16 protein-coding genes and 2 pseudogenes are annotated in these 11,786 nt (G+C 37.4%); 5 read left to right on the top strand and 13 right to left on the bottom strand.

Annotated features, from left to right (window positions below; genetic code table 11):
• Positions 1–189 precede the first annotated feature (189 nt).
• The 5 genes from PGQ38_RS13680 to PGQ38_RS13660 all read right to left on the bottom strand — a co-directional run bounded on the left by PGQ38_RS13680 (position 190) and on the right by PGQ38_RS13660 (position 3,652).
• On the bottom strand, positions 190–849 hold the full coding sequence (locus PGQ38_RS13680; RefSeq protein ID WP_177285078.1) for a sigma-70 family RNA polymerase sigma factor: 660 nt from the start codon (positions 847–849) through the stop codon (positions 190–192).
• 135 nt (positions 850–984) lie between these two features.
• Positions 985–1,119 carry a hypothetical protein gene (locus PGQ38_RS13675; RefSeq protein WP_270432130.1) on the bottom strand — a complete coding sequence of 45 codons (135 nt, stop codon included), beginning with the start codon at positions 1,117–1,119 and terminating at the stop codon, positions 985–987.
• A gap of 350 nt (positions 1,120–1,469) precedes the next feature.
• Positions 1,470–1,697 carry a hypothetical protein gene (locus tag PGQ38_RS13670; RefSeq protein WP_005334838.1) on the bottom strand — a complete coding sequence of 76 codons (228 nt, stop codon included), beginning with the start codon at positions 1,695–1,697 and terminating at the stop codon, positions 1,470–1,472.
• 234 nt (positions 1,698–1,931) lie between these two features.
• Entirely contained in the window at positions 1,932–2,348 is a 417-nt protein-coding gene (locus tag PGQ38_RS13665) for a hypothetical protein (protein ID WP_226969580.1), read from the bottom strand.
• Positions 2,349–2,362: 14 nt separating this feature from the next.
• Complete coding sequence (locus tag PGQ38_RS13660; protein ID WP_330674506.1) at positions 2,363–3,652, bottom strand: Y-family DNA polymerase; 1,290 nt, start codon at positions 3,650–3,652, stop codon at positions 2,363–2,365.
• 247 nt (positions 3,653–3,899) lie between these two features.
• On the opposite strand from PGQ38_RS13660, the gene PGQ38_RS13655 reads away from it, so the two are divergent.
• The 3 genes from PGQ38_RS13655 to PGQ38_RS13645 all read left to right on the top strand — a co-directional run bounded on the left by PGQ38_RS13655 (position 3,900) and on the right by PGQ38_RS13645 (position 5,685).
• Positions 3,900–4,358 carry a helix-turn-helix domain-containing protein gene (locus PGQ38_RS13655; RefSeq protein ID WP_005423558.1) on the top strand — a complete coding sequence of 153 codons (459 nt, stop codon included), beginning with the start codon at positions 3,900–3,902 and terminating at the stop codon, positions 4,356–4,358.
• Between the two features lie 92 nt (positions 4,359–4,450).
• Positions 4,451–4,966, top strand: a complete 516-nt coding sequence (locus PGQ38_RS13650; protein ID WP_225876977.1) for an ImmA/IrrE family metallo-endopeptidase — start codon at positions 4,451–4,453, stop codon at positions 4,964–4,966.
• Positions 4,967–5,031: 65 nt separating this feature from the next.
• Entirely contained in the window at positions 5,032–5,685 is a 654-nt protein-coding gene (locus PGQ38_RS13645) for a CpXC domain-containing protein (protein WP_029471597.1), read from the top strand.
• Between the two features lie 102 nt (positions 5,686–5,787).
• On the opposite strand, the gene PGQ38_RS13640 is transcribed toward PGQ38_RS13645, so the two are convergent.
• Positions 5,788–5,997 (bottom strand): DUF6219 family protein, encoded by a 210-nt coding sequence (locus PGQ38_RS13640; protein ID WP_270432128.1) that lies wholly within the window; start codon positions 5,995–5,997, stop codon positions 5,788–5,790.
• Positions 5,998–6,042: 45 nt separating this feature from the next.
• On the opposite strand from PGQ38_RS13640, the gene PGQ38_RS20105 reads away from it, so the two are divergent.
• On the top strand, positions 6,043–6,336 hold the full coding sequence (locus PGQ38_RS20105) for a penicillin-binding transpeptidase domain-containing protein (RefSeq protein ID WP_081016920.1): 294 nt from the start codon (positions 6,043–6,045) through the stop codon (positions 6,334–6,336).
• A pseudogene (locus PGQ38_RS21020) lies at positions 6,333–6,389 on the top strand (hypothetical protein); the annotation flags it as partial. The gene PGQ38_RS20105 and the pseudogene PGQ38_RS21020, both read left to right, overlap by 4 nt.
• Positions 6,390–6,462: 73 nt before the next feature.
• Here PGQ38_RS21020 and PGQ38_RS13630 read toward each other — a convergent pair.
• The 7 genes and pseudogenes from PGQ38_RS13630 to PGQ38_RS13600 form a co-directional block, all read right to left on the bottom strand.
• On the bottom strand, positions 6,463–7,338 hold the full coding sequence (locus PGQ38_RS13630) for an ABC transporter ATP-binding protein (RefSeq protein WP_101884923.1): 876 nt from the start codon (positions 7,336–7,338) through the stop codon (positions 6,463–6,465).
• Between the two features lie 4 nt (positions 7,339–7,342).
• Positions 7,343–8,002: a hypothetical protein gene (locus PGQ38_RS13625; RefSeq protein WP_055298348.1), complete on the bottom strand. Its 660-nt coding sequence runs from the start codon at positions 8,000–8,002 to the stop codon at positions 7,343–7,345.
• Positions 8,003–9,067 (bottom strand): ABC transporter permease, encoded by a 1,065-nt coding sequence (locus PGQ38_RS13620; RefSeq protein ID WP_055057019.1) that lies wholly within the window; start codon positions 9,065–9,067, stop codon positions 8,003–8,005. It lies immediately after the preceding gene.
• Between the two features lie 82 nt (positions 9,068–9,149).
• Positions 9,150–10,331: a HAMP domain-containing sensor histidine kinase gene (locus PGQ38_RS13615; protein WP_077325132.1), complete on the bottom strand. Its 1,182-nt coding sequence runs from the start codon at positions 10,329–10,331 to the stop codon at positions 9,150–9,152.
• On the bottom strand, positions 10,319–10,993 hold the full coding sequence (locus PGQ38_RS13610; protein WP_077325134.1) for a response regulator transcription factor: 675 nt from the start codon (positions 10,991–10,993) through the stop codon (positions 10,319–10,321). Before PGQ38_RS13610 ends, PGQ38_RS13615 begins: the two co-directional genes overlap by 13 nt.
• A gap of 176 nt (positions 10,994–11,169) precedes the next feature.
• Positions 11,170–11,277: pseudogene (locus tag PGQ38_RS13605) on the bottom strand (TnpV protein); the annotation flags it as partial.
• A gap of 150 nt (positions 11,278–11,427) precedes the next feature.
• Positions 11,428–11,763 carry a DUF3784 domain-containing protein gene (locus tag PGQ38_RS13600; protein ID WP_021982867.1) on the bottom strand — a complete coding sequence of 112 codons (336 nt, stop codon included), beginning with the start codon at positions 11,761–11,763 and terminating at the stop codon, positions 11,428–11,430.
• Positions 11,764–11,786: the final 23 nt, after the last annotated feature.

Here is an 11,786-nt window from a genome sequence, read left to right as displayed (position 1 = left end):
TCCATCTCTGATACGTTTTCTTCTGGCAGACACGCAGCTTTTCGCTCTATGCATGTTCAAACCAAATATCACTCCGGGCAGGCTATTCATTTTTCAAGGTACATGAAGGTGTTCTATGCAAACCCTTCATATAACGAAACGCTCAGAGCCTGTTTTACAGTGGTCTAATTCAATTTTTTTGAAATTTTTTTAAAATTCTTCGTTTTCCGCCTTTTTTTTCATCGTTTTTAATGCCCTGTTCAGGAGGTCATTTACACTCTGCTGTTTGATTCCCAGATAATCTGCGACATCCTGCTGGCGCATTTCTTCGAAATAAACCAGATTGAGTACCATCTTTTGCCTCTCTGTCAATTCCTTGATCAGCGCATGCAGAATTTCTCTGTCGATAACATCGTCAACAAAATCTTTTGAAGATCCTCTCATAATCTCCGCATCATCTGTAACATCGCTGTTAGAAAATACACCATGATTGGTGCTGATTTTGCTCTGGCTGTATGCCATACGGTCTTCAGCCTCTATCAGCAGACGGATATACCAGTTTTCATTATCAAAGAACTCTTTATTGAATTCCTTGTTATCGCCAGTTACACTCACATATTCATAGTCATCACAACTATGAAGTGGAAATACGGTTGATTGATTTCCTGCTGTATAAAGTACATATCCGTGATCATAAACAGAGATTGTTGTATCTGCATTGATCATTTCCTTTACTACAACTTTGTGTTCTTTCAAGGATTTCACGCTTGGGATTCTTTTCTCCATATCAGCAACTTTCACGATTTTCTTCAGTTCTTTTAATGTCAACATAATGACCACCTTTCTGCCTTTCGGCTCCGGGTGGTCCATTCCATTTTTTATGAAATTTCTGCACAGACATAAAGAACTGCAGCGCAAGAGGTCACGAACTCACCCGTTTTTTTTGAACGGGAGTCCGCGACTCCTTGATAACGCATAATCTGCTTACATAATTAGTATGTTAGATTACTGCTCATTTTGGGATTTGCACTGAATGCACTCTGATTTATTCTCTGTTTGCTGTTTGCGAAACATGGAATAATCGCCCATAGCATCGTAAGGACAATGCCTTACAAATTCCTGGTATTCGATTTCAGTCATCTTTGTTTCCTCCTTTGTGTCATATTATCAAAATCTCTATTTACAATTATTTTTGCAAAAAAGAATTCAACCTCTATATAACGAAACGCTGAGAGCCTGTTTTACAGTGGGGTACGACAAAAAATTTAAAAATTTTTCGAAATACGTCAAAAAAGCCCGACAAAACAAATACTTCAACAATCTCCAAAACCAGAAAATACTTCTGATCTTGCAGTGTATCCGTAAATGTTTTGCCGGGCTCTTAGTGATTCCAGTCAGGTTCAGCTCCTTGACAAACTCTTACTGCCTGGTGCGTTCTTGATGGTTCCTGCCAAATCCAACGCTTACTACAGACAGCTCATTCTATTCTGTTATGATCCCTGATTCATCATCTTTCGGGAATACGTCCGCATCCTGGACTTTAATTGTTCATCTCGGATGTGGATCGGACGAACCGACACCATATCATCCTTTACAAATATCTCCAATGTACTGCGACATTTTTTGCACTCCACTTCTGAATCGCTTTGTGCGCTCTTTTCAATAAATGCTCCACATACAGAGCAGTGTACATGCCATTTAATAGCACCTGATCCCATATAGGCTTCCTCCTTTAAGCAATAAGATATTTCTCCATTTATTACTCAACGGACCAAAGGGAAATCAAATCCGCCTTATGAGCATCATGCCATCCATTCCGTAAGTGCCAAAGCTACACGAACAGCACGATTTCTATTCTGATCAGATCTGCTTTGTCGATCTGTGCATCCTTTTTTATCCTTTCACCAGCTACCACTCACTCTTTCCGGTATAAAAAATTCCGCTGTGATTAATTAACATGATATTTCAATAGTTTCAAATACATCACCAGTCAGATCACAGATGTCCTGGATCTGAATCTCGGTATCATCAATCCGTAAGTGGACTGATGGATCAAAAAATTCTACGGTTCCGGATAATGTATGGTACTGGCCAACTGACGGATCCTTCCAGGATTTTTGAAAATAAGTTGCCTGTATCTTCATCCCATATGCCAGGATCCTTAATTTCATATCCAACTCATTTTTCTTTTCCTCAGATAAATCTCTTTTTGGTTCATAAATGATTTCCTGTTGCCGGATTGTTTCATCCAGTCCACGAAGTGCCGCAAATGGAGCAAACTGTTTTGCCCTGCGTCCTACATCCATGGGATGTCTCCTGGAAACCGGTCTTGGTAAATATAAATACGGTTGATATGCACTTGCCAGCACTTTTTGCACCTCCTCTAAGCACGGTGACCACCTATTTGCTCATTGCGTTCTCTATAAGTAGAACACTCCAGCAGGTTGGATCCCCGCATGATCGCATTCTTTCCATAACGCTGCTTTACATTCAATACTGCTTCCTGTAAATGCCGTTCCTTATCGGTCTGTTTGGGATCATCAAACAGGCTGTACTGCACATAACTTTCAGGAGCAACCCTGTTCGCACACACCTCGATTCTTCGGATTCCGGTATATCTGTCTGCAATCCTGAGATATAAATCTTCCACTGCATCTATGATCTTTTTGGAACTGTTACTTTCTCTTTCGAGTTTTACGGTTCCTTTGGATGCCTCATGCTCATACCTGTGGTCATAGGCGATCAATAAGGTGAGAGAGCTTGTTACCAGTCCTTTTTCAAACAGATCCAGGACCAGATTATCTGTCATTTCCCTTACGATCACAAGTGCTTCGTCAAAAGAATAATTTCGCATCAGCACCTGACCATTTGAAAGGCTGTGTTCCTCCGAATGATAGTTCTTGATGTCACTCATCCGGCATGTTTCATATCCCCATGCATGATCGATCAACAGCTCTGCATCAATCCCAAACATCTTATACAGCCAGTCTTCGGATCTTAAAGAAACCATTGCGATATCGCCCATTGTATGGATTCCATAACCGGCTAGTTTTTTTTCAGTCCGGGATCCAATCCTCCAGAAGTCACTTAATGGTTTATGATCCCATAGCTGCTCTCTGTAAGAGAATTCATCCAGGATTCCAATATGGTCATCCACATGCTTTGCTACGATATCCATTGCGATCTTAGCAAGATACAGATTGGTTCCCACACCAGCGGTTGCAGTGATACCTGTTTCCTCCATAACCTCCTGCATAAGCTTTACCGCCATTTCTTTTGCAGTGAGATGATAAAGCTGCAGATAGTTTGTCACATCAATAAAACACTCATCGACACTGTACACATGGATATCTTCTTTTGAGACGTACCGCAGATAGATTCCATAGATCTTTGCGGAATAATCCATATACAGCTGCATCCTTGGCATGGCTGTGATGTACTTCACACAATCCGGTATCTCATGGATCCGGCACCGGTTCTTGATGTCAAGAGACTTCATAGCCGGAGTGATTGCCAGGCAGATTGTTGACTTTGATCTGGTCGGATCTGCAACCACCAGGTTTGTTTTAAATGGATTCAGCCCACGTTCTACGCATTCTACAGAAGCATAAAAGGACTTCAGATCAATACAGATAATAGAAGTCTGATCCTGACTCACATTGCCACCTCCCATACGTCTTTCCTCTTTTTGTAACATGTATCCCATTTTGACTATCAATGATTGTCTATCCTTCCTGTTTTCATTGAATTACAGGAAATTCATTTCACATATCCATTGACAAAAGAGGAAATATTGTGTATCTTATAGGAAATATGTTTCCCTTATCTGTGATTCACATTATAGGAGAGATATTTCCCTTTGTCAAGATTATTTTTTAATTTTTGGGAGACACATTTCCCGTTTTGCCTTGAGGCGGCTAATGAAACTTATAAGACAAGGCTTAGAAAGAGGTATGTTTATGACATTCGGTGAAAAAGTAAGATCATTAAGAAAAGAAAAAAAGATGAGTCAGCAGGAACTGGCCAGTATGGTTGGTGTTTCATATAGGACCATTCGATCCTGGGAAGTAGAAGGACGTTTTCCAAAACAAAATGTTCTGTATCAGAAACTGGCAGATGCATTACAGTGTGACGTTTCTTATCTCATGAGTGAGAATGAAGCTTTTATCACAGAAGCATCCGAACAGTTTGGTAACCGTGGTGCCAGACAGGCTCAGCAGATTCTGGAACAGGCTGCAGCTATGTTTGCCGGTGGATCACTGACAGACGAAGATAAAATAGCTTTTATGGATGAAATCCAGAGCCTTTATCTGGATTCCAAAAGACGTGCAAAGAAATTTACACCGAAAAAATATCTGAAAAACCAAGAGGAAAAATAATAGAAGGCGGGATTATTGTACACCTAATCTGTTACCTTATAGTTACAAGGATATTTCTGCCCTTTTTATTTTTTACTTTTGAGGTGATTTATTTGAGAAACACTTACATATATACAGAAACAAAGAAATTAATCAAGAAATATGGAACCCGAGATCCATTTGAGATCATGGATCAGATGAACATTGTGGTCGGTGAAACTTCCAGATATAAGACACTGAAAGGATACTGTTTTATGAGCTGTAAGACAATCTATGTCATGATCAGCAGTTTCCTTTCAGAAGAAGAAAAGATGATCGTTGCCGCCCATGAATTAGGGCATATCATCCTGCATCGTTCCCAGCTGAAAATGGCTCCAATGCAAGATGATACCCTCTACAATATGACGGATAATACAGAATACCAGGCCAATCTGTTTGCTGCCGATCTTCTGATTGATGATGAGGAGATTGAAGATATGGTTCAGAACGAAGACCTGGATTATTTCGGACTCTGCAGCTCTTTGAATGCGACTCCGGAACTCATGAGCTTTAAACTATACAGCCTGACAAAACGAGGCCAGGCTTATCATATGCCGATGGAGATACAGAGTAATTTTCTGGCGAAATAATAGCGGATAAGATTATTCTACAATAGAAAAACTATAGATTTATCTCACTGAAAGGAGGATCATTTATGTCAAGACATCATATAGAAAAGGTAACTTGTCCTTCCTGCCATCATGAGGGAGATTTTGAGCTCTGGGACAGTATTAATACTGCACTGGATCCTGAAATGAAAGAGAAGGTACTTAATCAATCTATTTTCCTTTATACCTGCCCGAGCTGTGGAGAGACCTTTCGTTTAAACTACTCCACACTCTATCACCAAATGGAAGATCTTGTCATGATTTATCTGGTTCCTGAATCAGAAGTAAAGAAGACATATGAAATATTTTATGAAAAAAATGCTTTGGCTGATTATCGTACCGAAAAGTACTTATACCGGATTGTGACATCAGCAAATCAGCTCGTTGAAAAGATCCAGATCTTTGATGCAGGTAAAGATGACAGGGTAATGGAACTTGTTAAATTACTTGCGACAGATTCTATTCTCAAAAATGATCCCGATATAGAATTTGATGAACTGCGCTTTGCTGTCGACGACGACGGAACAAATATTCTTGTAATCATTAATAAGGGTGAGATTACTGGTGCAGTTGACATTGACAATATGTATGAATTTGCTTCTTCACACTGCAATGATTTCAAGGATCTCCGCGATGATGATGAAATAGTTATCAATAGGGAGTGGATCCTTAACAAACTTGCCGAAGCAGAAAACGAATAGTATATTTGGTGGCTACACCCCCAAGCCCCTGTAGAATAAATAACGCCAGTACTGGATATCAAAAATCCCGCACCGGCGTTATTTATTAAAATATTTTGTTTTTTAATCTTCAACACTCTCTACTGAAACTTCTTTTTTCTTCCTACCTTTACCAGAAATCATCTTGTGTCCTGTATAAATAGCCATAATCATGCAAAGCAAAGAACTTGCTGCAAAGTACTTATGGCCTTCTTTTGATCCCTTATAACCTGTATAAAAAGTTCCAAGCATTGTAATCAGTGCACCGATAGACCAATATTTATGTGATTTCATTCAGATACCTCCTGCCGTTTTTCTTAATCATATACCTTTTAAAAGATATATACAAACTGGTATTTTGAATCAATCGACAAGCAGCTCGGATCTTCCACTATAAATTCATACCTTCAGCAAATAGGATATGGCAATAAAAATATATCCGGAGATTTCTCTTCCTACTGGATGCAGTCATCCTTAAAGATTTCACCAGTAGAACAAGTTGAACTTTTGAAAAATTTATATCGAAACAACTTCAACTTTACTCCTGCTAATATTCATGCCGTCAAAAATTCCATCCATCTTACCGCCTCTGAAAATGGAGAATTTATGGAAAAACCGGAACCGGACGAGTGAACGGGCAGGATATAAATGGCTGGTTTATAGGTTTTATAGAAAGCCAAAATAATACATACTTTTTCTCCACAAATATTCAAAGCGAACAACGTGCAACTGGTAGTAAAGCATCAGATGGTGCTTTATCTACTCGTATTGATTCGTCACATAAATATAAGCATCTTCCAACGTTGCAGGAATTGACATACACTCCAATTCTGGCTGTATTTCAGAAATCACTCTTAACTGCAATCCCCCCTCAACATACTGTTTAGATGTAATACGATACTTCTGTTCCACTTCTCTTGCTTTTCTCTCATCAGGTACTTTGCAAATCCAGATTTTCCCCTGTGCTTCTTCTGTCAAATTCTTCATAGAACCCGCATACAGAAATCGACCTTTATGCATAATTGCAAGCTGATTGCAGGTGGCAGCTAAGTCTTCTACCACATGAGTTGAAAACAAAACCGTTCTGTTTTCAGAAAAATCTACTAACAAATTGCGGATGCGAATACGTTCCTCTGGATCTAAACCGGTAGTCGGCTCATCCACAATTAAAAATTCCGGTTCATTTAAAAGCGCCTGCACCAATCCTACCCGTCGTTTCATACCGCCTGACAACTGTTTCATTTTCTTTTTCCGGTGTTCTGCAAGACTGGTCTTTTTCAAATAATATTCTATTCGTTTCTTGCATTCTGCTTTTGGAACACCTGCCAAATCACCCATATACTCTAAACACTCCTGAACAGTCAAATTAGGATAAAGTTCAATTTCCTGTGGCAGATACCCTATTTTTCTCTGAATTTTTTCATAGTTTCCTTCACTATATAAAATCCCGTCCAATGTGACCGTTCCACTTGTAGGTTTAAGTACAGTAGTTAAAACCCTCATCAAAGTTGTCTTTCCTGCTCCATTTTCTCCCAATAATCCAAAAATTCCATTCGGTATATTTAAATTCGCATGATTGATTGCTGTCACACCATTTTTAAATCTTACTGTTAAATCCTCAATATGAATACTCATAAACTTACCCTCTCTTTCTAACTATTTTCGGCAATACTACCAATAAAATCAATCCAATACCAATACACAAAGCTTTCCCTTGCAGCCATGTAACATCAGCAGTATTTTCTATATCTCTGAAAGCATAGGAAAACAGATTCCATGCCCCAAAAAGTTTATCTCCTCCCGTGGAATTTGTTGCTACCCATATCAGAAGGCAGCTTCCAATCCCCATCCACATATTGCGAAAAAGCATTGACAATGTATTGACCAATATTCCCCAAAAGAAAATGGTTACTACAATCGCTAAAAAATAGGCAATAAACTGAAGTATTTCACTTTCCGTTGCCGGATGTGTGACTGGTTTTTGAAACACAAAAAACAATCCGTAACCTAAAACAGCAAGCAGTAATAAAAAAAATTCCTGTATCATTATTCGCTGCATGATGGAGCAAATTCTCTTTCTTATTGGATACAGCCTATGGATTTCTGAACGCTTGCTTGTAATTTCCTGCACATAAGTGTCCGCACAAAAAACAGCAGTCAATATAGCAAAAGGTGCCTCAATGGAAAGTCCTATTTCATTTGTGAATACAACCCCACGTATCAAGCTTAAAATCACAACAAAAGATACTGCATAAGCAATCTTATAAAACGGCAGAACAATCTTCATTTCCTTCTTCATTTACATCCGCCTCCTCTTCCAAATCTGTATTGAAATCAGAATAATCACTCCAGATGCTAAAATAAGTAAACTCTGATTTAAAAATGCCATTGGCGGCGGTGTTGTATCGAAAAGCTGATCGGGGAATCGAACCATAATCGCAAAAGGTCTTCCCCAATATCCATAAACTCCTTCCGCATTTCTTCCGCCCATATTGGAATATACCATGTAAAGAATCAGAAGCGGCACTCCCGGAAGTGGATTTTTAAATATGAGTGAAATCAATGTATATACACTTACAATCATCAGCATATTGGGAAGTATATAAAGTACAGTAGAAACTATAAAATCCCAGAACCGCACTTCAAACCCACTGTCTTTTGTATAAATAACACACAATGCCCAAAATAATAGATTTATAATAGTCAGAGCAATCAAACAAATTGCAAATCCTGCGCTTACTTTTCCAAATACATACTTTCCGGCAGTGATCGGTTTCGTGTGAAGCAATTCATAAGTATGCTTTTTCGTATCCTGTAAAAACAGAACCGCTAACATAATTGTTGCAAAAAAACACATAAACAACCCTGCAAAATCAGCAAATTTTCTTGAGTAATAAAAAGAAAACGCCTTATTTTTCATTTTTTCGTTCAGATATGTGTTGATTTCTTCTGGCGTTCCTTTGTAATAGGCACTATCTTCGTACATATATCTTGCACTATACCAATCATATTTTTCCTCCAGATATACGAATGCTTCTTCTAACTCCATATCAACAAGTTTGCTCATTACGGATTGTGCCTCTAAATCAGACATTTCTAATTCATCAATTAGTGCTTGTTTTATCTGTCCACTCCATATTTCTCGATGTTTTTCAGGATTCGCAGGAATATATCCTTCATAAACATCTCCTAAGCGAACTGTATCAGGATAATCATTGATAATTTTCTCGCCTTGCCCTAAATAATGTGTGGTTAAATATGGACTTGTCGTATTAAACACACCATAAATCACAAGCAGAATACCTACCCAAAATAACGGTCGCTTTAGATAATTCTTAATCTCTCTTTTAAAAATAGCAATCATACGTTTGCCTCCTTTCCTTGTTATAGACATCATAAAATATAAATCACAATAAAAAGACAACAGCATAAAAAAATCGGACTGCTTATGCAATCCGATGAAATACTGCTGTTATTACAGCTCCACTCTGTTTTTCATTTTCTATTAGTAACTGTCCGCCATGCTTTTCACAATACAACCTACTGATATACATGCCCATTCCTGAATGTTTCAAACTGTCTTTCACATTTTGCTGATAAAAAAGCTCTGTTGCCTTTTGCTTGTCTACTGTAAAACCCACTCCATCATCCTTTACTCTGATTTGTAATTCAGAACAAGTAAGGAGAACTTCCATTTCCACTTTTGTTTTAGCATAACGAAAGGCATTTGACAAAAGGTTTTCTATAACCTCTAAAATCACTTCCTTATCTCCCGAAAATTTTTCTGCTGTTTCCACACATTCTAATTCGCATCTCTTTCCAAATTTTTTCTCAAACACATTCAACTCTGCCTGTATATCTATTTCTAACTGCATACTTGTAATTTCTTCTACCACTAACTCCCTTGTATCTAAACTGCTCATCTTCCTCATTGTTTCTACAAATGTATCCATGCGTTCAATCTGTTTTTTACTCTCATTTACCATACCTAAGGCTCGATCCATATCTATCTCTTCTTCAGGAAGATATTCTGAAAGCATTTCCTGATACCCCGCCAATACAGATAGCGGTGAACGGATATCATGTGCAATCGCTGCTCGCAAAGCCTTTTCTTCCTCAATTATTTTCCATAATTGATGGTTATTTTCTGCAAGCTGCTCCTTCATCCGTTCAAATTCCTCGCACAATCTTCCCATTTCATCCTTATTTTCATAGGTAATATGAAAATCCAAATTATTTCGACCAACCTGTTGTGATGCCAGTTCTAATTCTTCAATGGGATTTTTTAATTTATGCTTATAAAAAAGAAACACTGCTATGATATTGCCTACCACAGACACAATAAGTACTGTAAACGTCTGAAGGAAGTCACATATCTCTGATACATGATAATCAAATTTTTTCATTTCATAAGAATTCGGTCTCGGAACATCTGTCAAATACTTTCTACCGTCACCTTCAGCCATTTCAAAATACTTTTCTTGATCTACGTATTTCCACCAAATGTCATCTTGTATAGTTGCTGCCATTCGCATAATCAATGCCGAAAGATAAAAACTAACTATCAAACTGACTATCATATATAAGACAATGGTTTTTCTTAACGAAAGATTTTTTATTTTTTCCATTTATATCCCATCCCCCATACTGTTTCAATATATTCATGTTTTGTATATCGTTTTATTTTATTACGAATTCTACGGATTAGTTCAGTCACTACTCGACTATCTCCTTCTGTGTCATATCCACTAATCTTTTCATAAATACGTTCTTTATCAAAAACCATTTCAGGATTCATGGATAAAAATTCTATAATCTCATATTCTAATTTAGTAAGCTCTAAAGCATTCCCTTTAATATGTGCACATTTACTGGCATAGTCAATTACTAATTCTCCATAAAACCTTTGTTCTTTTTTCCTATGTAAACGTTCTTCACGTTTCAAATGAGCAATAATTCTGGCATCTAATTCTTTCAAACTGAATGGTTTTAAAACATAATCATCGCCACCAGACAACAATCCCATTACTCGATCCTGTTCTTCTACTTTTGCGGTCAAAAAAATAATCGGACAGGAAACCATATCTCTGATTCTTCTGCACACTTCAATTCCGTCCATTCCCGGCATATTTACATCCAATAAAATAATATCGGGATTTACACTTATCTTTTCCATTGCTTCTATGCCATTTTCTGCAATAATCACTGTATAATTCTTCAATGTAAAGTATTGATTCAACATTTTTAGCAATTCTCTATCATCATCAACCATTAAAATTTTATAGTTCATAAATTCCACCTCTGGCTATAATGCTATCTTTTCTTTATAGTATATCTTATAAAAAACAACAAATAAACAACAATTCCTAAAAGGCAACAGCCTTTCTAAACTGCCGCCTTTTCTCCTTCATTTTATTTCCATTATTGATAAACCATCTCTGTATCCACAATCTCCCTTGCACACGATTACATATTGTTCATTCTCGCTACCCATTCCATCTGATTTTCTGCCTTTAACTGTTCCGTGATCCCCTGTGCCTGTTTCATCTGCTCTACAATTCTTTCAAACCTTAAATACTTATAGTCGTCTGTATCCAAACAAACAAGCCGAAGTCGCACAACAACTTGAAAATCTTATCAACGGAACAACAGTCCCAGATACTATTATAAAAAAGGAAAAAGAGCTCCTTCGAGCTCTTTTGATTCAGTTCTGTAAACTTGAATTTACTTTAATAAATATTTTTCAAACGCTTTATGATTATCAAAGTGGACTTCTCTAAAAAACAGAACTAACCAAATAATATAGGTTGGTATAGCTATATATGGGGTTAAAAAGCAGGATAATAATGCTCCTGCCAACATTATAATAGCCCACATAAAGCACTGATTTCTTATATCACGAGAGATATGAGCTTTATCATACAATGCCTGTTCTTCTTTAGAAAATGAATTAAATCCTGAAACAAATTTTGCTGCTTTTTCCTTAAAAATCGCAAATAACACACCTATAATCAGAAATGGTATTACCAAAATTATACACGACCAAAATCCTATATTCATAATACATACCTCCGCTTCAAACT

It is taken from the genome of Blautia faecis (assembly GCF_027662325.1).
Taxonomy (GTDB): Bacteria; Bacillota; Clostridia; order Lachnospirales; family Lachnospiraceae; genus Blautia_A; species Blautia_A faecis.
Note: the sequence above shows the minus strand (reverse complement) of the source record. Positions and strands in the feature narration are given on the sequence as shown.

Coding starts and splice junctions, on each gene's coding strand:
- PGQ38_RS13620 (WP_055057019.1), bottom strand. CDS start 9,067: ATGATTGCTATTTTTAAAAGAGAGATTAAGAATTATCTAAAGCGACCG.
- PGQ38_RS13640 (WP_270432128.1), bottom strand. CDS start 5,997: ATGAAATCACATAAATATTGGTCTATCGGTGCACTGATTACAATGCTT.
- PGQ38_RS13615 (WP_077325132.1), bottom strand. CDS start 10,331: ATGGAAAAAATAAAAAATCTTTCGTTAAGAAAAACCATTGTCTTATAT.
- PGQ38_RS13610 (WP_077325134.1), bottom strand. CDS start 10,993: ATGAACTATAAAATTTTAATGGTTGATGATGATAGAGAATTGCTAAAA.
- PGQ38_RS13625 (WP_055298348.1), bottom strand. CDS start 8,002: ATGAAGAAGGAAATGAAGATTGTTCTGCCGTTTTATAAGATTGCTTAT.
- PGQ38_RS13645 (WP_029471597.1), top strand. CDS start 5,032: ATGTCAAGACATCATATAGAAAAGGTAACTTGTCCTTCCTGCCATCAT.
- PGQ38_RS13675 (WP_270432130.1), bottom strand. CDS start 1,119: ATGACTGAAATCGAATACCAGGAATTTGTAAGGCATTGTCCTTACGAT.
- PGQ38_RS13655 (WP_005423558.1), top strand. CDS start 3,900: ATGAAACTTATAAGACAAGGCTTAGAAAGAGGTATGTTTATGACATTC.
- PGQ38_RS13670 (WP_005334838.1), bottom strand. CDS start 1,697: ATGGGATCAGGTGCTATTAAATGGCATGTACACTGCTCTGTATGTGGA.
- PGQ38_RS13630 (WP_101884923.1), bottom strand. CDS start 7,338: ATGAGTATTCATATTGAGGATTTAACAGTAAGATTTAAAAATGGTGTG.
- PGQ38_RS13680 (WP_177285078.1), bottom strand. CDS start 849: ATGGACCACCCGGAGCCGAAAGGCAGAAAGGTGGTCATTATGTTGACA.
- PGQ38_RS13600 (WP_021982867.1), bottom strand. CDS start 11,763: ATGAATATAGGATTTTGGTCGTGTATAATTTTGGTAATACCATTTCTG.
- PGQ38_RS13660 (WP_330674506.1), bottom strand. CDS start 3,652: ATGGGAGGTGGCAATGTGAGTCAGGATCAGACTTCTATTATCTGTATT.